The sequence below is a fragment of the Chryseobacterium sp. TQ-BC-N36 genome, assembly GCF_058382295.1.
In genome coordinates this window covers 675892-694915 of record NZ_CM178175.1, presented here as the reverse complement: position 1 = coordinate 694915, position 19024 = coordinate 675892, and the positions used below count along the sequence as shown (strand labels likewise).

Here is a 19024-nt window from a genome sequence, read left to right as displayed (position 1 = left end):
ATTATTTGGTGTTCAATTTCGAAATAGCTTCCTGAATTCCTCCTCCGGCAACGGTGAAAAATGATGGCCCGGCCAGCAGAATCAGTTTTTTCAGTTTCATTTTATCGGATAAATGCTGAGTATTTAAATATGATTGGGCACGATAGGCGTCAAAGGCACCTAAGACCACATTTTCTGCTACCAGGGCTGTCGGAGAATCAATTCCTGCATCTTTGATATCGCTGGCAAATGATACAGTATGTACCTGCAGTTTCAAAGCTTCTCTCATCGCAACACTTCCTACCTCTTTCATGAGTTCGGCATCGAAAGAGTTTCTGTTACCCAAGCCGATCAACAGCAGTTTTCCGGAGGCAAGGCTTCCTTTCGGAGGATTAATTAATAAGGTTTCCAAAGCGTGTCCTTTGAACTGTCCTTTTTTACGGACTTCTGTAATAATTCCTTTTAATGCTTCATCCAGATGAACCATTCCGTTCAGTTCTTTGGGAAGCGCCGGCGGATTGAAAATATCTCCTTCCGTATACTCGAAAACACAGGCAATCTGCAAATCTGCTTTGGCGGCAGAAGGTCCCTGTACCAGCCCTACAACAGAAACTCCGTCAACAGTTCCCCATGTTTTTGAGGTTCCGACTGTTGTTTTTTCTGCGGCAGCCTGTGCTGAAACGAAGTGGGTTCCCGCAGTTGCCAACACCAATGCTGTAAAGAATATTTTTGACCAATTGATGTATTTTGAAATTGAATTTTGCATAATAAATGATTTAGTAATGATTAAAATTTGAATCCCAGCCTGATATTCCAGAAAACACCGCTTTTTGCATCCTGAATGATATCTTCAATAAAAAGCCCTTTGTGGAAATACTGAAGCCCGCTCACAAAAGAGAAATGTTTGTTGAAATTATAAGTGAAACTCGTTAAATAAGCGGTTCCGATATACCTTTCATCTGAGCTGCTTCCGGGACGGTTCAGTGCCCCACTCGGCCGGTAGACTCCGTCGTTCAGGGAATATCGCCAGTTGAAGACAACATCCATCTGCATTTTGAGTTTGGAAGTCAGATCAAGGGTCATATACGGATGAATATCAATTAAATTGACAGGACCCACCTGCGGGCTGAAGCCGAAATAGCCTCCTTTCGGATATAAAGGATTAAATGTATTGAGCTTTCCGTCGTTTTTTGAATGATCGCCTGATATATAATCGTTTCTCAGATTGATACTTGGTCTGAATATAAAGTTTTCAAAAAGATAACCTATATCTACAGATCCTGTCCACGCACTGATCTTTTCATTTCCGAAGCGTCCGAACTGATAGGCTGCTTCCAGGTTATAAATAAATCCGCCGCCATATTTCCAGAGTCTTCCGCCAACCGTATGCCTTTTTTCTCTGGCAGTTCCTGCTTCAAAAACAGATTCGTCTCTACGGATTCCGAGATAATACAGATCCAGATTTCCGGCTTCAGGAATAATAATTTTGGAATAAAGCCCCCAAAGATTAAGCTGTTTTGAAATGGTATTATCAAAAACTCCGGTATTGACAGAGTCTGCCATCATCGCAAAAGCATCTACGGAAACATTTTTATAGGAATACATGATTTTAGCTCCTGTAAAAGACAGCCTTGCATTCGGTCCTTCCCTTACAGAAATCAATCTGCCGGAACCGTAATCCAGCTCCTGTCTTCCCAGCCTCACCATCAGCTTCTGATCTTCCTTATTCACCAAAGCTGCATCCAGAAAGAGATTCTGAATATTCAGCTGATCTTCATCAATAGCTCTTGAACCGTTTTTTCTTCCGTTTTGCAAAGCACTTCTGATCTGTGAAAATATTCTGAAATTTTTCCCGAAATGCCAGTCCGTATGAAGGTCATAACGCTGCAGGAAAAAGTCGTTGTGTCCTATCTTAACCCTTCCCCAATCTTCATTGTTGAAATCCACATATTCATACCTTGCTTCGCCACCCAATGAGAGATAGATATCTTTCTTTTCATTGAGAGGAAGATATTTAATTTTATCATAAAAGCTCTTTGTGGAATCTTTCAGGTATTCATAATTTTCGTCATACCGCAGAAGTTTAAAGCTCTGGGACGATAAAGTTTCAGAACATAAAAGAACTGTTATGAAAAAAGCTTTTAAAAACAGTATTGAAGGTGCAGATTTCAACATTGAAAATGGTATATGAATTTTAGTGATTCAGCATATGGTGAGCATAATGGATTCCCAATCCGTAAGAAGCTCCATATTTTTTCATCAGGTCAGTTACAGGACCATAGGTTTCCTGGCGTGCCCAGTCTCTCTGAAGTTCCAGGATATACTGAATAGAAGTCATGGGCTTTACTCCTGAATGGATCATTCTCTGTACGGCTCTTTCGTGTGCCTCATCGCTTACATCACCACAGGCATCGGTAATGACATACACGTCATAGCCTTCCTCAAGTGCAGATAATGCAGGACCCACAATACAAACGCCTGTCCATAATCCTGCGAAAACCAACTTCTGTTTCTGTGTTCCCACAATTGCTTTATAAGCAGCTTCATCTTCCCATGTATTCATAGTAGTTCTGTCGATATAGCCTGAGGTTGCCATAGGATATGCTTCCTCAATTTCCGGGAAAACAGGGCCTGAAAAGCTTTGTTCTGCAACCGTAGTAACGATGGTAGGAATATTGAATATTTTGGATGCTCCACACAGTACTGCAACATTATTACGCAGTTCGTTCATAGAGATACTTTTGGTGGCAAATGCCATTTGTCCTTCGAAATCAATCAGTACCAGTGCATGATTTTCAGGAGAAAGTAGTTTTGATGATGGTTTCATAAAGTTTATTTAGATATTTTTTTTGTTTACTTTTTATTGTTTAAGAAATTTCAATAACTCTTCATTGAATTTGTCTTTTTCTTCAAGGAACAGTGCATGTCCACTGTTTTCAAAAGGAATAAGTTTAGATCCTTTAATAGCTTTGTTCATTTGCTCTGCTAAAGCATAGGCCACTATTCTGTCCTGCCTTGCCTGCATGATAAGGGTCGGAATCTTGATTTTCGGTAAATCTCCACGAAGATCTTCGTCTCTTAAAGCGATTAACGCCTGCTCCATTGCATAAGCGGATGACTGCATTTCAATCCCTCCCAGCCAGCTGCCTACACCAGGTGAAACAGAAGTTGCGGATAAAACAAATCTTTCACCTATCGTGTTCAGTAATCCCGGTCTGTCTACGCTTACAAGATCTATCCATTTGGTAATATCTTCTTTTGTAAATAGCGGATAAGGATAATCAGGTTTTTTGGTATGAACAGGTGCAGCAGCAGCAAATAATGCTAATTTACTGACATGAGCACTGTTGTATTTTGCCACGTAATGCAGCGCAATCGCACCGCCCATGGAGTGCCCTCCCAATGTAGCATCTTTGATATCCAGTTTGTCCAAAACAGTTTTGATATCAGAAGCAAACTGATCATAATTATATTTTCCATAAGGCTTGTCCGACTGTCCAAAGCCTCTCAGAGTGATTCCTATAACCCGATACCCAGCTTTGATTAAAGGAAGATACTGGTACTCCCATGAAGCATCACTTACAGGATAACCGTGAATTAAAACAACAGGTTTTCCTTCTCCAAGGTCAGAAACATGAAGTCTTACATTAGGTTCCACTTCGATATATTCTGCCCTGGCTTTTGTGGATTTTGCCGTATTTTGAGCATTAGCACCAGTTAAGAATACCGTTGACAATAGCACGGCAGCACCAAGAATTGATTTTAGTTTCATAATGATGATATTTAATGGCTGATTTTTGACAGATTTATTGTAAACATGTCAAAGTGGTGACAAAGTATTGAATCAGCTGCCTTCCTTAAAAGAGGGCTTCCATTTAAAAAGAAGACAGCGGATTCAAAAGGAAATTATCTTTTTAGTAAATATTTGTGCTGCCCTTCTAAAACGAGCTCAGATCTTTGGTTATAGACTCTCACTTTTGTGGTCACTACACCTTTGTCTTCCTGCTGCGTCAGACCGGTAATTTCCAACGAAGAATACAGCGTATCTCCTGCATGTACCTCCTTCAAAAAATGACATGACAATTCTAAAAAAGCAATAAAAACACTTCCGAAGTAATGAGGCAAAAGAGTCGCACCCGGTGCGGTAAAAGCCAATACCTGCAAACCGTGAACTACCGGAGCTTCATGGCCATATCTTTTTGCATATTCCACATCGTAATGAATCGGATGATTATCACAGGAAACCGTTTGAAAAGCTGAGGCATGTGCATCAGTAAGAGTTCTGCTTGGCGCCCTGAACACTTCACCTACTTTCAGTTCGTCAAACGTACGGGCCGGAACAATAGCAAAATCTTCAGGATTGAATTCCGGATCGTGAGCTTTTGAGTTTTCCATATTTTGGGATTTGAATGGAATAATGATTAACCAACGATAAATTCAAGAATGTCTTTGTTGATGGTTGGGTGCTCTGTAGTCGGCATCCCGTGAGGGAAACCAGGATATGTAATCAGTTTTCCGTTCTTCAGTAATTTGGCTGATTTTATCGCGGAATTTTCAATCGGTACAATCTGGTCATCCTCACCATGAAGAACCAATACCGGAATATCCACAGCTTTTAAATCTTCAGTTAAATCTGTTTCTGAAAAGGCTTTGATCCCATCATAATGAGCAACAATTCCACCCATCAGTCCCTGTCTCCACCAGTTTCTCTGTACGCCGTCTTTTACGTTGGCACCTTCTCTGTTGTAGCCGTAGAAAGGGAAAGTCAGGTCAAAATAAAACTGGTTTCTGTTGTTCATCGTCTGTTCTCTGATATTGTCGAAAACTTCCATAGGAACGCCGTCAGGATTGTTCTCACTTTTCACCATTACCGGTGGAATGGCACTGATCAGAACTGCTTTTTTAGCTCTTCCATTGGAATATTTGTTGACATAACGGATCACTTCCCCGCCACCTGTTGAATGCCCGATGTGTACGACATCTTTCAGATCAAGGAATTCAACCAGCTCTGCAGCATCAGAAGCATATTGTTCAATAGTGTGGTTGTAGATATTCTGGCTTGAACGTCCGTGGCCTCTTCTGTCGTGGGTAACTACTCTGTAGCCTTTCTTAAGGAAAAAGATTACCTGTGCATCCCAGTCATCAGATGATAAAGGCCATCCGTGGTGAAACATTAATACAGGTCCCTGCCCCTGATCTTTGTAAAAAATTTCTGTTCCGTCTTTTAATGTTAATGTGCTCATTGTTGTAGTATTTTTTGAATTAAACTTATGAGCATAATTCCAAAAAACAACCCAAAACAACAAACCAATTGATTTCCAATATATTAATAAAAACAACTCATAAATTATACTACGAAATACCGTAGTTTTATGATTCAGCTATCAGTATTTATATAAAAACATAGAAAATTTAAGCACAGAAAAAATCCAAAAGCATGTGTTACCAATCTAAATTCCTGCTTACATACGATTAAAAACAAAAAAATCAGACTCAGGTCTGATTTTTTTAATATTATTATACTATTTGTAATACCGGAAATTATGATGATATCCGTTATTCTGCCTTTATTTGTGACAGTTCAAGCCCCAGTTTTGTAAATTCTTCCTGTCCTTTCTCTGTAATATAATAGTTACGGTCTGCAGGATTCTCTTTGGCAATCCAGCCTTTCTCAACGAACTGTTCTAAAAGAAGCTGTCCTAATTTTCCGCCGATGTGCTCATAGCAGACCTTAGCGGGTTTTCTTCCGGTTGATGTATTCATATTATTAGTTTAATTGGTGTTATATGGATGTTTAATTCAGATGCAGATAATCTTTAATGGTTTTCAGAACTCCGAAGCTGTCATTGGTACATGCTTCAAAATTGGCCACCTGTTTTACGTTCGGATGGGCATTTTTCATGGCGTAAGAATATTTAGCATTCTTAAGCATTTCTATATCGTTCATATAATCTCCGAAAGCCATTGTATTTTCAGGTGAGATTCCCAAAGATTTCTGAAGGATTTTAAGGGCATTGCCTTTATTGATATCCTTATTCATAATATCCAGCCAGTACTCGCCGGAAACAACCACTTCCAGACCGAATTCTTCAAATCTTTTAAGGGCCGGATACAGATATTTTTCAGAGCCATCCGGATGGTAAACCGCTATTTTGAAAGCTGTATCATCAATTCTTTCTGTCAGATCATCCTTTTTCATATTCTCGGTATAGTACTTTGAGAAAAAGTCTACAAACTGCTGATCTTCAGTTTCATAATACGCCATTTTTTTAGCGGACAGTACTGCTTTAGCACCCGGTATTTCCCGAACCGCTTTGATGATCTCAACAATATATTTATACTCCAATACATCGGCAAAAAGCTCCTGATCTTTATAGATGACATAACCTCCGTTTTCAGCAATAAAACCGATTTCACTCTCTATATCTCCGAAATAATGGGTAATCCCGGGCATCTGTCTTCCGCTTGCGGGTACAAATACAATATTTCTTTTTTTCAGTTCTTTATAAACATCCGAAAATTCAGGACTCATTTCATGACTGGAATTGAGAAATGTCCCATCCATATCGGTAACAATTAATTTAATCTGTTCCATAATTTTATTAAGGTTATGCGATATTCTGCGTTTATCAGAATTACAATCTGCATATTCTTTCCAAAGATATTGATTTTATTATTTTTTCTTGTAATGAATGGTGGGAAGGTTTCTTAATATTTCGGCACTTTGTTCCGGGGTAATGTCGCGCTGAGGTTCTGCCAGCATTTCATATCCTACCATAAATTTTTTAACTTCTGCGCTCCTGAGCAGCGGAGGATAAAAGTGCATATGAAAATGCCATTCCGGATGTTCCTTACCATCTGTAGGAGATTGATGGATTCCTGCAGAATAAGGAAACGATGTTTCAAAAAGATTGTCGTACATGGTGGTCAGATCCTTGAGCATCGCTGCAAAAGACTCTTTTTCATCCTCAGAAAATGTCGCAATATTTTCTCTTTTCTGTTTGCTGATCATGATCGTCTCATAAGGCCATGATGCCCAAAACGGTACCAGTGCTGCAAAATGCTCGTTTTCTGTAACAATACGTTCGCCAGCCGCAATTTCCTGCTCAAGATAGTCTTCCAGCAATGTTCTCTTATTCTTTTCAAAATACGATTTCAACTGAGTCTGGGTTTTCTGAACCATTGCCGGAATGGACGACTGTGCCCATATCTGGCCGTGCGGATGAGGATTGCTGCAACCCATGATGCTTCCTTTGTTTTCAAAAATCTGAATATAGTTGATATGCTCCAGAGCGGCCAGTTCACTGAACTGCTCCTGCCATACATCCACTACATTTTTTATGTGTTCTACAGACATTTCCGGTAAAGTAAGGCTGTGATCTTCAGAGAAACAGACCACCCTGTTGATACCACGTTCGGGAAGAAGAGTAAAAAATCCGGGATCTTCATTGGAAAAATCAACTTCTTCATTCAGCAATGCTCCAAAATCATTATTAAAAACATAGGTTCCTTTATACTCTGGGTTCCTGGCTCCGTTAGCACGTCTATTTCCCGAACAGAGATAACAGTCCGGGTCGTATACAAGACGGTTTTCTTCTGCTGTTTCTTCTCTCTGCCCCTGCCATGGCCTGTTTGCCCGCTGCGGGGAAACCAGTATCCATTCGTCCAAAAGAGGATTATATCTTCTGTGGGGATGTTTTTTACGGTCAAATGATGTATTCATTGGTGTACTCTTTTATCCCTTCGGAAATTTTAACCTGATAAACTTTCATCTGAATATTAAAATGTTCAAGATATTTTTCACGAACGGCGCTGATCACTTCTTCAACTTTATTTTCCTTAATCAGATTGATGCTGCAGCCTCCAAAACCGCCTCCCATGATTCTTGCTCCCAATACTCCCTTCTGCTTCAGTGCATGTTCCACTAAAAAATCAAGTTCATTGCAGCTGACTTCATACTCAGTTGAAAGACCAGCATGCGTTTCCGTGAGCAGTGTCCCAAGATATTCAACATCTCCTTCTGAAATCGCTTTTGCTGCCATTTCCACCCTCTGGATTTCTTTCAGCAGGTAGAGACATCTTTTGTATGAAACACTTCCCATTTCCTCTTTTACACCATCAAGCATCTCCACCGTGAAGTCTCTGAATTTTTCTATTTCCGGAAATTTTTTCCAAAGGACTTTTTTACCGTTTTCAACATCTTTACGCCTTTCATTATAACCGGATGTCAGATGAGTATGCTTTACACAGCTGTCAAACAGCAACAGACTGTATCCTTTAAGATCCGCATTAAAATACTGATATTCCAGGGAGTGACAATCGAGCATAATCACTTTATCTTCCCTTCCGAAAACAGAGGCAAACTGATCCATAATACCACACTGAACTCCGGCGAAAGTATGTTCCGATTTTTGCCCGATCACTGCAATCTCTTTTTTGGATAGCTGAAGATCAAAAAGCTCATTGAGGATGTAGGCGAAACCACATTCAAGTGCTGCAGAAGAAGAAAGTCCGGAGCCCATCGGGATGGTACTGCTGAAGACAATTTCCATTCCACAAAACGGGTTTTCCGGCTTCTGAAGCTGGCTGAAAACACCCAGAATATAATTCGCCCACATCTGCTGTACCGGCTTTACTTCCATGGTGACATCAAATGTATATTCTTCTCCAAGATCTTTAGCAATGAGGGTACATACATTTGTCTGGGGCAGCCTGCGAACAGCAAAACAGATGTATTTGTCTATGGCAGCAGGAAGCACAAAACCATCGTTATAGTCTACGTGCTCACCAATAATGTTGATTCTTCCCGGGGAGAGGAAAATGTGTTCAGGCTCTGCTTTGAATTCGGCCTTAAACTTTTCTATAGTTGGGTTGATTAACTGTTCGTGCATATCAATCTTTTCTGATAAAGCAGATCTTAGGTGATCTGTGTAATAAAACTACTGAATTTATAACAGAGATTATACTTTTTCTGCCCAATCTTATTTCATTTTTTGTGAATCTTTGATGAACTGATCTAATCCTGAGTCTGTCAGAGGATGTTTGAGAAGAGACAGTATAGGAGCCAAAGGGCATGTCACCACATCAGCACCTATCTTGGCACAATTGATAATATGCATACTGTGTCGTACTGAGGCAGCCAGTATCTGTGTCTGAAAAGCATAATTGTCATAAATTGTTCTGATTTCCGAAATCAGATGAAGACCATCCGTAGAGACATCATCCAGCCTTCCCAGAAACGGAGAAACATAAGTAGCTCCTGCTTTGGCGGCCAGTAGTGCCTGTCCGGAAGAGAATACAAGCGTACAGTTTGTTTTTATTCCCTTTTCAGAAAAATAACGGATGGCTTTGATCCCATCTTGAGTCATGGGTACTTTTACAACAATTCTTGGATGGAGTGCAGCAAGCTCTTCTCCTTCTTTAACCATTTCTTCGAAAGTAATTCCCAATACTTCAGCACTTACATCCCCATCCACAATTTTACAGATATCAAGGTAATGATGATGTATATTCTGCTTTCCGGAAATTCCTTCTTTCGCCATCAGTGAGGGATTTGTAGTTACTCCATCCAAAACTCCAAGAGCATGGGCTTCCTCTATCATCGCCAGGTTGGCGGTATCAATAAAAAATTTCATAATTGTGACTAATTATTTATAAGTGTTAAAATTACACTTATATTTTAATAAATTAGTATGATAAGAGACTTTTTTATTGTTCTTCAAAAATTATTCCATGAAATAATTAAACTCTTTCCTGTATTGAGAAGGACTTTTTTGAATATATTCTTTAAATGTCTTATTAAAATAACTGAAATTATTAAATCCGGATTCAAAGCAGACTTCAGTAATGCTTAAAGGCTGTTCTGCAAGAAGCTTAAGCGCGTGGGTAATCCTGTACTCATTAACAAACCGGGTAAAAGTCTTGTTCGTAATTTTTTTAAAATAGCGGCAAAAAGAAGGTACTTTCATATTGGCAAGATCAGCAACTTCCTCCAGCGTAATGGCTTCTTTGAAATGATCTTTCACGTAGTTGAATATAAGATTGATCCTTTCGTTGTCTTCGATCTGGGTCTGGAGATAATATTTTCCTGCATTTAAAATTCTGTAATCCTGAGTAACAGACAGATCATCCAATATTTTCAGAAATCTGCACAGCTTATCCAAAGAGGAAGCTTCATGCATTTCAACAATTTCTTGTCCGATTTTTTTCTTCACCTCTTCCCCAAATACTATCCCGGCCTTAGATTTTTCTAGTAAACTCGAAATCCTCTGCATTTCCGGTAAGTTCCATATAGGTTCTCCTAAAAAATCAGGTTTAAACTGGATGACCATCTCGTAGTCATTATTAGTATTTTCATTCGTAAGTCCACAATGGGGAAGATTGCTTCCGATCAGAACCAGATCTCCATCTGAAAAATAGGTAATGCTGCTTCCGATCTGTCTTTTTCCGGAACCCTTACAGACAAAGATCAGTTCAATCTCAGGATGGTAGTGCCAAACATGGGATTTTATATTTTCGCTGGCAAGAAACTTCAGGCTGGTAAAGCTGCTGCCAATCGTGGGCCGTATTGCTTCAAACGAAGGATGTAGATGCTTCATGGATTCAAATATTTTATCCTACACAAAATTAACAAAAATATATCAATAAAATATAAACAAGGTTAAAATAGAACATATATACGAAAATTATATTGTAGCATGATCAATACTACTGTCCTAGCTTTGCATTATCAATTATCACTAAAAGCCTTAACCCATGAGTACATTATTAAAAACCGTATTTCTTGCAGGGTCATTATTGTTTTCTGCAAGCTTAATGAGTAAGGACAGGGATTTTTCCCTTTCTTTTGGAAACGTACAGGCCAAAACACTGAATTTTGAGCTTTCGAACGCCAGAAGTGTATCTGTTTTTATTTATAACAGTGCCCATGACGAATTATTTTCCGAAAATCTTGCAGATGGGGATCATGTAACGAAGACTTATGATTTTCAGAGTCTGGTACCGGGAACTTATTATCTGGTAGCGGAATCAGAGATGAAGATAGAGAAATACAAAATAAAAATCAATGCTGAAAATGGAATGGAAGTGGAAAAAAAGCCGGTAAGTTCAGTCAATAAACCTGAATACACCATTTCAGGGCATATGGCCAAACTTCACATGTCTGATGTAAAAGGTCCTGTAAGCATTTCAGTATATGACCTTTCCAATACCACCTATTATAACTCCAACAGAAAATATGCTGATGGCAAAGTGGATATTACTTTTGATCTTGATCCTAAGACAGCAGACCAATACATCATCCGGGTTGAAGAAAATGGAAATGTTTTTAACCGACTGATTTCACTCAGATAATCCCAACTATTACAGATAGATTGACATATCGATCATTCCAATTATTTTGGATTAAAATTTTACTTACAGTTTATTGTTTTGAGGCAGCTCCATTTCCGATCAGGAAAAAGAGCTGCCTCATTTTTTAATTGTGATGACCCATATTCAGCTTAATCTTCTTCAGATCTTCCAGTTCATGGACAGGGCGTTCGATGTCATAAGGAATCGTTTTTTTGGAAAAAGTCTGGAAATACAGCAGGCAGGCATCTTTCCACCAGACTGCATCTTTTGACTGAATTCTGAGTTTTGACTGAACATCAGCAAATCTCTGTTTATCTATATAAGGTTCCATCCTATCCCAGACTTTCTGATAGTCCCTTACTTTTTTCACCCCTGAATCATAGGTATAACACAGCTCATCCCACAGTGTTTTTCCGTCTTTCATTTTATAATCCCACGGAACATGATGAAACCATAGAATAAGATTTTCCGGGCAGGTTGAGATATTCCCATATCTGTCATTCAATGGTGGAAAATATTGTGAAACAGCGTTACTTCCTGTTTTTGTTCTGTTAAAGCCCAATCCCTGAGCATCAGCCTGATGGTAATAGACAGGAGACCAGTCCGGTCTTCCGCCTTTATAATCTCCCCATGGCTCAGGACCATAATGATGTCCTCCAGCAAAGATATGGTGAAGTCCCAAAGGCATCATATAATCCACAGCAGTTTCCCTGGAAGAAAGCATGACTTCCTTTACCGGATCCAGGAATTTCTGATCGTCTGTAAAGGTCATTTTAATCCATTCATCCGCAATCTGCTCTGAACTCAGTTGATGGTTCCATGCCAACCTTCCGAATGCATACCAATTGGCCTGTGCAAAATGATGTCCTGTCCAGTTGGTATCTTCCCCGATATTGGCAACGGCTGAAATAGCTGAAATTTTTGCGGGTCTTAATGTACCGTCTGTAATTTTAGCAATCGTGGATCCCTGGCCGTCAGAATAGGTGTCGCTATCCAGTGTTTCCTTGAATAATGGAGCCAGAAAAACCAGATGATTTGAAAAGCCCAGATATTCCTGGGTGATCTGAAATTCTACCATTTCAGAAGTTTTTCTTAATGCTCCGAAAAGCGGATTAAAAGCTTCGCGGGGCTGAAAATCAACCGGACCGTTTTTGATCTGAATAATGACATTATCCCTGAATTTACCATCCAGAGGAACAAATTCCAGATAAGCCTGTTTGGCTCTGTCGTCTTTGCTCGGACTGTAGACAAATGCTCTCCACATAACGATTCCACTGTAAGGTTTCAGAGCATCGGCCATCATATTGGCTCCGTCTGCATGCGTTCTTCCATAATCCTGAGGGCCAGGCTGTCCTTCGGAATTGGCTTTCACCAAAAAACCGCCGAAATCAGGAATTAATCTGTAAATTTCAGCTGCTTTATCTTTCCACCACTTTTGTACATCTTTATTCAATGGATCTGAATTTTGTAATCCAGCCAGCACTTTAGGTGAAGAAAAATTTACAGAAAGATATACCTTGATGCCATAAGGTCTGAAAATATCGGCCAGAACTTTGACTTTCTTAAGATAGTCTTCCCTAAGCATATTGTGCGATGCGTTCACATTATTCAAAACAACGGAATTAATTCCTATAGAGGCATTAGCTCTCGCGTATTCTTCATAGCGCGGAGAAATTTTACCGGGTAAATCTTCCCATTTCCAAAGTGATCTTCCTGCGTATCCTCTTTCAATACTTCCGTCCAGATTATCCCAATGATTCAAAATCCTTACGTCATATGAAGGTTTTTCAATGGTGTTTAAGTGAGACAGGTCGGCCTTTGTCTGCTGTAATCGCAAAATATGATAGACTCCATACAGCAGTCCTATTTCTTTCCCTGCAGAAATAACGATTTTTTCAGGCGTGGAAATAATTTTGTAGCCGTCTTTCAGATTTTTCTCCTTGTTTTCTGTACGAAGTTCCACAGCCTGCCCCTGCCAGTGGCCACTCAGCTCTTTTCTGGCAATGTTCAGCGTGGAACTGTTCCCTTTGGAAATAATTTTATCTGCCGATATTCCGTTTTTTGCAGGAAACCGAAGCCATAGCTGACTTCCGTCCTCCGCGAAGGCCAGTAACGGAAAGATCAGAAAAAATAGAATATTGAGTCTCAGATATCGCATTGAAAAATTTTAAATTATTAAAGATAACTATGACTGGTCTTCCAGACCTTCAATCGTTTTGATTTTCCCTTCATGATCGTATTCCAGTTCAATGACTTTCATGCTTCTCAGCCATGTTTTACCGCCACTGGGAACAGAATCATGGAAAAACAGGTACCACTTTCCTTTAAACTCCACAATGCTGTGATGCGTTGTCCATCCTATCACCGGAGTAAGAATTTCTCCCTGAAAAGTAAACGGACCGTAAGGATTATCCCCTGTTGCATAGCAAATCAGGTGGGTGTCTCCTGTAGAATAAGAAAAATAATATTTGCCATTGTACTGATGCATCCATGACGCTTCAAAAAAGCGGTGTTTATCACCATGAAGCAGTGGTTTTCCGTTTTCATCGATGATGACAACGTTTTTAGGAGCTTCAGCAAATTGAAGCATATCATCGCTTAGCAAAGCTACCTTTGAATGGATTGCAGGCTGGTCATTTTCAGGAATTATCGCAGATTCAAGGGCCTTATTATCTCTGTAGCGCTGCAATTGTCCACCCCATATTCCTCCGAAGTATATATAATATTTTCCGTTATCTTCAAAAATACAGGGATCAATACTGTAGCTTCCCATCATCGGATGTCTTTCAGGGATGAAAGGACCGTAAGGTTTGTCGCTCACGGCAACACCGATTCTGAAAATATCATTCTGATCTTTCAGGGGAAAGTACATATAATACTTTCTGTCTTTAAAGGCTACATCGCAATCCCAAAGCTGTCTTCCCGCCCATGGAATATCTTTTACCGAAAGGACTACGCCATGATCTTTAATTTCTCCTCTGTCTACATCATCCATTGAGAAAACATGGTAATCATTCATATCAAAGTGATCCCCGTTATCGTTTTCTTCAATTCCGCTTTCGCGGTCGTGAGAAGGATAAATATAGATTTTATCTTCAAAAACGTGAACGGAAGGGTCTGCCATATAATCTTCCGGGAATAAATATTTTGATTTTTTCATTAAGTAAAAATTCTATTGATTTTAATTTTTCTCTGCCAATTTTATTATTTTCTGTACCACAGGTTTCTCCTGGTCTTTCCTGCCAAATAGTAACGGGTAATCTGTTCTCCCTTTTACCGGAAAATCATTTTTCCAGGATTGCTTATCAGTCACCCCCCATAAAGTTACTCTTCTTATTTTATCTTTATGTTTTAAAAACAAGCCAAAGAAATCAAGATAACGTTTTTCCCATTTCGTTTCTACTTCCTTAGGAAGCCCTTTGGTATAAGGATTCATTTCTTTCTGATAGGCAACCGTATCCGAAACATTGGCGGAGCTTCCCCACGGAGAAGGCAGCGCGCTTATTTCCAGCTCTGTTATATTGACTTTAACACCAGCGTTGGAATAGGCCAGGATTGCTTTCTCATACTCATCCATAGAAGGGTTATCCATTCCGACGTGAGACTGCATTCCTACTCCATCAATACGGATTCCTCTTGATTTAAGTTTTTCAACCATTGCAATGACTGCTTTTACCTTGTCAGGATACCATTCATTATAATCGTTGTAATATAGTTCTGCATTGGGGTCAGCTTCCTGTGCATACTGAAATGCCAAAGGAATAAAATCTTCACCCAGGATTTCGTAAAATTTACTTTTTCTGTAGGTTCCGTCTTCAAGAATGGCTTCATTCACCACATCCCATCCTTTTACTTTCCCTTTGTAACGGGAAACTACCGTTGTAATATGGCTTTTCATGCGCTGTTTCAATACTTCCGGAGAAACATCTTTTCCATTTTTATCTGAAAAAAACCATTTTGGAAGCTGCGAATGCCAGATTAAAGTATGCCCGATGATGAACATATTGTTTTTTATTCCGAAATCAACAAATTTATCAGCATCATCAAAGAAAAACTTTCCTTCCGTTGGCTGCAGAAACATAGATTTCATACAGTTTTCGGCGACAATAGAGCTGAACTGATTTCTGATAATGGCTACCGCTTTTTTATCTGTCCCGTCAATCTGGGGAAGGCTCATGGCAGTTCCTATGTAAAATTTATCCTGAAATGCTTTTTTTAAAGTACCATCGGATTTCTGCGCCGACAGCCCGGAAGCGGTAAGAGCCGCCAAACCTATTAAAATACGTTTCATATTGAATTTTTATTTTCTTCTTTCAGCCAGATCTTTTTCAATCTGAACTTCCATTTTTTTGTTGATTTTGTAAAATAAAAGCAGTCCGCAGGCAATGAAAAATGGTATGGACGGGAATATGCTCACGAGCATTTTCGCTCCTGCAGCCACTGTTTCAGGCTGAATAACCTGTTCATTTCCATGTACAGAAATGTATCCGTATTTTCCTATAATTAAAGCTACCAGGGAGCTTCCAATGCTGAGACCTACTTTCAATCCTACCATCATGGCAGAAAAGATAATAGCTGTTGCCCTGCGATTGTTCTTCCATTCCGAATAGTCGGCCACATCAGCAATCATCGCCCACAAAAGCGGTGTGCTGATTCCATAAAAGAATCCGTGTAAAATCTGGGACAGGAACATAATTCCCACAGCTTTCGGAGGATAAAATATAAAGAACAGGATAAACAGTGTAGAAATGAATAATGAAGCGATAAAAGTATCTCTTTTTCCAAATCTGTCTGCCAGCTTTTTAGAAAAAGTAATGCCTACAATCATCATTACAATTCCTCCTGCATTAAACAATCCGAACCCGGCAGATTTCGGGTCTTCTCCGAAGAAATTCATCCCTGCAGAATTAAAAAATGCTGTAATGGGTGAGATAAAACTTTTGAGTGCATTTTCATCCACATAGTTGTTGAAATAGTATACATACGATCCTCCTTTCATGGCCAGTGTGATGAATATAAATGCGGTCACGGTAAGCATAATAATCCAGGGTCTGTTCTGGAATAAATCTTTTAAATCTTCTTTCAGACTTGATTTCTGCTCCGGTTTGGGAATGATTCTTTCTTTGGTGGTAAAGAAGGTAATCAAAAGCATGATGGATCCGATCACAGCCAGCCAAGTCATAACAGTCTCAATTCCCTGTGCTTTGTCTCCATGTCCTACATATAAAATGATAGGAAGCATAAATACCTGTACAAAGAATTGTGCAAACATTACTGCTACAAAACGGTATGAAGAAATACTGTTTCTTTCTCCCATATCTCCCGTGATAACGCCACTCAATGCAGCATAAGGCAGGTTATTGGAAGCGTATAATAACAATAATAATGAATAGGTAACCGCAGCATAAATCATTTTACCCTGATAGGAAAAGTGAGGCGTACTGAAAGCTAATAGTGCTGCAATACCAAGCGGTACAGCAGTAAATAAAATCCATGGACGGAATTTCCCCCATCGTGAGCTTGTGCGGTCTGCCAGCGCTCCGATAAGCGGGTTAAAACCAAATCCGGCAATTAAGCCTACCGTAAGGGTGATAACAGAAGCATCTTCTGCTTTGAGTCCATAAATATCTGTATAAAAATAGGTCAGGTAGGTGACTAAGGTCTGAAAAACAAGGTTGGCTGCCAGATCTCCCAGGCTATACCCTACTTTTTCTATTACCGATATTTTTTGTGGCTGATGATCCATTGATTTTGATAAGGTTTTCTATGTTAAATTAATTTTTTTCTGTTGTAAAAGGTGAAGCAGGAAGCCCGCTTTTGTTTTTAAGATTGCCGTCCGGGTTGTCTGCCCAGTCATAACGTACATTGACAGGATTGGTAACTTGATCATTCCAGACAATAACTTTATTACCTTTTGCTTCTGCTTTTGCCCATTGGTAGCGGCCATCTTTCTGCTGTATGGCAAAACCTTTCAGTTCTCCCTGTACCAGATCGTCTGTTCCGGGTTTAAAGGATAGAATAATGGTTTTTCCTTCTGTCTTCATCGACTGATAAACGGGGCCGTCAGCTATGATTTTTTTGCCCTCCCCGATTTTCAGGGCCTGTAAAGCAAGCCTGTCACCTACTGCTTTTTTATTGAGCGGATGGATGTCATTCCATTCTCCCACATCAATCGTTACCGCAAGTCCTGAATAAGGAACATTAAGAGAAACCTGTCTCTGCTGTTCTCTCAGCTCAGCCCAGTTGCTTTCAATCGGGTCATCTTTTTTCTCCATGAAATTGGCCAGTTGTACAATGAAGAACGGCAGATCGTTCTTATTCCATTTTGAACGCCAGTCTGAGATCATGGTTGACAATAAATCTCCATATTCTTTTGGTTTCCCAGTATTGCTTTCGCCCTGATACCAGATAAATCCTTTGATTTTATAATTGATCAGCGGATTAATCATGGCGTTGTAAAGCCCTACCGGCTTCCAGCGGATAAATGTCTGTCCGGGAGCCATTTTTTCCATTTTTGCTCCTATTTTATATTTCCACTCGCCTTTAAGGTCTGTTTTTTGACCGTCAATTTCCAGATAATACGGTTTATCAGCGATAAACTGTCCTTTTCCGCTGCCATTGATGACTCTAACAGTAATGATATTCTTTCCTTCTTTTAAAACGCCTTTGGGAATGTCATACCAACGTGGCGGATATTCATAGGTTACATTTCCTACTTTGATTCCGTTGATATAAGTAATATCGGCATCTTTTATTCTTCCCATATTTAAAAATGCTGCTTTCTGATCCACTCCTTTTGGAAGAATAATTTCTTTGCGGAACCATACTGAACCGTCAAACGAGCCTTCCTGATCTTCCCATGATCCAGGCAGCATTATGGTTTTCCATCCTGCATCATTTCCGTTATCTTTTTCCCAGTGCTGATTGAACCCAATATCACTCTGATCCAGCTCTGCATACCATGCTTTGCTTAATGATCTTTCCTGGGATTCTGTAGATTGTATCAGGTCATCATTTTTCCATTTTTCTGCTTCAGCCAGATATTCCGGGTATTTTTTCAGTGATTTTTCATCCATCCAGGCCTGAACCGGAGAGCCTCCCAGACTGGTATGAATGATTCCTACAGGAACTTTATTTTTTTCATTCAGTTCTTTCGCAAAAAAATAAGCAACTCCCGAAAAATCAAGAATAGTCTGAGGATTGGTACTTTCCCACTTCCCTCCGTCAAGATCATTTTGCGGAGCTTTAAAATTATATTTCTGCGGAACCGTGAAGAATCTTATATTCTGATTATTGGCGTTTTTAATTTCATTTTCATACAAAGGTGTCAGCCTGCGCATCGGAAGTTCCATATTGGATTGTCCTGAAGCTACCCACACATCACCAATAAGAATATCTTTAAGGGTGATCTCATTAATCATCATGGTATATGGGCCTCCGGCATTAAGCTTTGGAAGTATAAGAGACCAGTTTCCACTTTGGTCTGCTGTGGCATTATACGTTTTATTGATAAACTTAATTGTAATTTTTTCTCCTGCATCGGCATATCCCCAGATTTTAAGATCCTGATTTCTCTGAAGGATCATTCCGTCTGAAACCAATGCGGGAAGCCTTACCTTTGCATGAAAACTGCAAATAGCTGCAAGAAAAAATAATAAATATAGAGTTCTGTTCTTCATGGAAAAAATCTGTT

Annotated in this window: 18 protein-coding genes; 1 reads left to right on the top strand and 17 read right to left on the bottom strand. The window is 39.6% G+C overall.

Going from position 1 to position 19024, the window contains the following annotated elements; translation table 11 throughout:
- Window position 1 precedes the first annotated feature (1 nt).
- The 12 genes from AC3FI7_RS02940 to AC3FI7_RS02885 all read right to left on the bottom strand — a co-directional run bounded on the left by AC3FI7_RS02940 (window position 2) and on the right by AC3FI7_RS02885 (window position 10577).
- Window positions 2–745 carry a M17 family peptidase N-terminal domain-containing protein gene (locus AC3FI7_RS02940; RefSeq protein WP_343658313.1) on the bottom strand — a complete coding sequence of 248 codons (744 nt, stop codon included), beginning with the start codon at window positions 743–745 and terminating at the stop codon, window positions 2–4.
- A gap of 20 nt (window positions 746–765) precedes the next feature.
- Window positions 766–2154 (bottom strand): alginate export family protein, encoded by a 1389-nt coding sequence (locus tag AC3FI7_RS02935; RefSeq protein WP_343658312.1) that lies wholly within the window; start codon window positions 2152–2154, stop codon window positions 766–768.
- A 19-nt stretch (window positions 2155–2173) separates the two neighbouring features.
- On the bottom strand, window positions 2174–2806 hold the full coding sequence (locus AC3FI7_RS02930; RefSeq protein ID WP_491461355.1) for a hydrolase: 633 nt from the start codon (window positions 2804–2806) through the stop codon (window positions 2174–2176).
- Between the two features lie 33 nt (window positions 2807–2839).
- Window positions 2840–3751, bottom strand: coding sequence for an alpha/beta fold hydrolase (locus tag AC3FI7_RS02925; protein ID WP_491461354.1), 912 nt, complete (start codon window positions 3749–3751; stop codon window positions 2840–2842).
- Window positions 3752–3885: 134 nt separating this feature from the next.
- A complete protein-coding gene (locus tag AC3FI7_RS02920) occupies window positions 3886–4374 on the bottom strand; it encodes a MaoC family dehydratase (RefSeq protein WP_491461353.1) in 489 nt (162 codons plus the stop codon).
- 26 nt (window positions 4375–4400) lie between these two features.
- Window positions 4401–5222, bottom strand: a complete 822-nt coding sequence (locus tag AC3FI7_RS02915; RefSeq protein WP_491461352.1) for an alpha/beta fold hydrolase — start codon at window positions 5220–5222, stop codon at window positions 4401–4403.
- Between the two features lie 313 nt (window positions 5223–5535).
- On the bottom strand, window positions 5536–5742 hold the full coding sequence (locus tag AC3FI7_RS02910) for an ArsR family transcriptional regulator (protein WP_491461351.1): 207 nt from the start codon (window positions 5740–5742) through the stop codon (window positions 5536–5538).
- A 31-nt stretch (window positions 5743–5773) separates the two neighbouring features.
- Complete coding sequence (locus tag AC3FI7_RS02905) at window positions 5774–6574, bottom strand: HAD family hydrolase (protein ID WP_343658306.1); 801 nt, start codon at window positions 6572–6574, stop codon at window positions 5774–5776.
- 78 nt (window positions 6575–6652) lie between these two features.
- Window positions 6653–7702, bottom strand: coding sequence for a UDP-glucose--hexose-1-phosphate uridylyltransferase (locus AC3FI7_RS02900; protein WP_491461350.1), 1050 nt, complete (start codon window positions 7700–7702; stop codon window positions 6653–6655).
- Window positions 7686–8870 carry a galactokinase gene (gene galK / locus AC3FI7_RS02895; RefSeq protein WP_491461349.1) on the bottom strand — a complete coding sequence of 395 codons (1185 nt, stop codon included), beginning with the start codon at window positions 8868–8870 and terminating at the stop codon, window positions 7686–7688. Before galK ends, AC3FI7_RS02900 begins: the two co-directional genes overlap by 17 nt.
- Before the next feature lie 90 nt (window positions 8871–8960).
- Window positions 8961–9614 carry a fructose-6-phosphate aldolase gene (gene fsa, locus AC3FI7_RS02890; protein ID WP_142722564.1) on the bottom strand — a complete coding sequence of 218 codons (654 nt, stop codon included), beginning with the start codon at window positions 9612–9614 and terminating at the stop codon, window positions 8961–8963.
- Between the two features lie 90 nt (window positions 9615–9704).
- Window positions 9705–10577, bottom strand: a complete 873-nt coding sequence (locus AC3FI7_RS02885) for an AraC family transcriptional regulator (protein WP_142722563.1) — start codon at window positions 10575–10577, stop codon at window positions 9705–9707.
- Window positions 10578–10734: 157 nt separating this feature from the next.
- Between AC3FI7_RS02885 and AC3FI7_RS02880 the strand changes: the two genes are divergently transcribed.
- A complete protein-coding gene (locus AC3FI7_RS02880) occupies window positions 10735–11331 on the top strand; it encodes a hypothetical protein (RefSeq protein WP_142722562.1) in 597 nt (198 codons plus the stop codon).
- Between the two features lie 124 nt (window positions 11332–11455).
- On the opposite strand, the gene AC3FI7_RS02875 is transcribed toward AC3FI7_RS02880, so the two are convergent.
- From AC3FI7_RS02875 to AC3FI7_RS02855, 5 genes are read right to left on the bottom strand one after another with little or no spacing between them, the layout of a single operon-like run.
- Window positions 11456–13489, bottom strand: a complete 2034-nt coding sequence (locus tag AC3FI7_RS02875; RefSeq protein ID WP_491461348.1) for an alpha-glucuronidase — start codon at window positions 13487–13489, stop codon at window positions 11456–11458.
- A gap of 27 nt (window positions 13490–13516) precedes the next feature.
- Entirely contained in the window at window positions 13517–14491 is a 975-nt protein-coding gene (locus AC3FI7_RS02870; RefSeq protein WP_491461347.1) for a glycoside hydrolase family 43 protein, read from the bottom strand.
- A 21-nt stretch (window positions 14492–14512) separates the two neighbouring features.
- On the bottom strand, window positions 14513–15622 hold the full coding sequence (locus AC3FI7_RS02865) for an endo-1,4-beta-xylanase (RefSeq protein WP_491461346.1): 1110 nt from the start codon (window positions 15620–15622) through the stop codon (window positions 14513–14515).
- Window positions 15623–15631: 9 nt separating this feature from the next.
- Window positions 15632–17077: an MFS transporter gene (locus tag AC3FI7_RS02860; protein WP_491461345.1), complete on the bottom strand. Its 1446-nt coding sequence runs from the start codon at window positions 17075–17077 to the stop codon at window positions 15632–15634.
- Between the two features lie 28 nt (window positions 17078–17105).
- On the bottom strand, window positions 17106–19010 hold the full coding sequence (locus AC3FI7_RS02855) for a sialate O-acetylesterase (RefSeq protein WP_491461344.1): 1905 nt from the start codon (window positions 19008–19010) through the stop codon (window positions 17106–17108).
- Window positions 19011–19024 lie beyond the last annotated feature (14 nt).

What these genes read in the sequence shown, in the direction of transcription:
- AC3FI7_RS02940 (WP_343658313.1), bottom strand. Translation starts at nt 745, where the DNA reads ATGCAAAATTCAATTTCAAAATACATCAATTGGTCAAAAATATTCTTT.
- AC3FI7_RS02935 (WP_343658312.1), bottom strand. Translation starts at nt 2,154, where the DNA reads ATGTTGAAATCTGCACCTTCAATACTGTTTTTAAAAGCTTTTTTCATA.
- AC3FI7_RS02930 (WP_491461355.1), bottom strand. Translation starts at nt 2,806, where the DNA reads ATGAAACCATCATCAAAACTACTTTCTCCTGAAAATCATGCACTGGTA.
- AC3FI7_RS02925 (WP_491461354.1), bottom strand. Translation starts at nt 3,751, where the DNA reads ATGAAACTAAAATCAATTCTTGGTGCTGCCGTGCTATTGTCAACGGTA.
- AC3FI7_RS02920 (WP_491461353.1), bottom strand. Translation starts at nt 4,374, where the DNA reads ATGGAAAACTCAAAAGCTCACGATCCGGAATTCAATCCTGAAGATTTT.
- AC3FI7_RS02915 (WP_491461352.1), bottom strand. Translation starts at nt 5,222, where the DNA reads ATGAGCACATTAACATTAAAAGACGGAACAGAAATTTTTTACAAAGAT.
- AC3FI7_RS02910 (WP_491461351.1), bottom strand. Translation starts at nt 5,742, where the DNA reads ATGAATACATCAACCGGAAGAAAACCCGCTAAGGTCTGCTATGAGCAC.
- AC3FI7_RS02905 (WP_343658306.1), bottom strand. Translation starts at nt 6,574, where the DNA reads ATGGAACAGATTAAATTAATTGTTACCGATATGGATGGGACATTTCTC.
- AC3FI7_RS02900 (WP_491461350.1), bottom strand. Translation starts at nt 7,702, where the DNA reads ATGAATACATCATTTGACCGTAAAAAACATCCCCACAGAAGATATAAT.
- galK (WP_491461349.1), bottom strand. Translation starts at nt 8,870, where the DNA reads ATGCACGAACAGTTAATCAACCCAACTATAGAAAAGTTTAAGGCCGAA.
- fsa (WP_142722564.1), bottom strand. Translation starts at nt 9,614, where the DNA reads ATGAAATTTTTTATTGATACCGCCAACCTGGCGATGATAGAGGAAGCC.
- AC3FI7_RS02885 (WP_142722563.1), bottom strand. Translation starts at nt 10,577, where the DNA reads ATGAAGCATCTACATCCTTCGTTTGAAGCAATACGGCCCACGATTGGC.
- AC3FI7_RS02880 (WP_142722562.1), top strand. Translation starts at nt 10,735, where the DNA reads ATGAGTACATTATTAAAAACCGTATTTCTTGCAGGGTCATTATTGTTT.
- AC3FI7_RS02875 (WP_491461348.1), bottom strand. Translation starts at nt 13,489, where the DNA reads ATGCGATATCTGAGACTCAATATTCTATTTTTTCTGATCTTTCCGTTA.
- AC3FI7_RS02870 (WP_491461347.1), bottom strand. Translation starts at nt 14,491, where the DNA reads ATGAAAAAATCAAAATATTTATTCCCGGAAGATTATATGGCAGACCCT.
- AC3FI7_RS02865 (WP_491461346.1), bottom strand. Translation starts at nt 15,622, where the DNA reads ATGAAACGTATTTTAATAGGTTTGGCGGCTCTTACCGCTTCCGGGCTG.
- AC3FI7_RS02860 (WP_491461345.1), bottom strand. Translation starts at nt 17,077, where the DNA reads ATGGATCATCAGCCACAAAAAATATCGGTAATAGAAAAAGTAGGGTAT.
- AC3FI7_RS02855 (WP_491461344.1), bottom strand. Translation starts at nt 19,010, where the DNA reads ATGAAGAACAGAACTCTATATTTATTATTTTTTCTTGCAGCTATTTGC.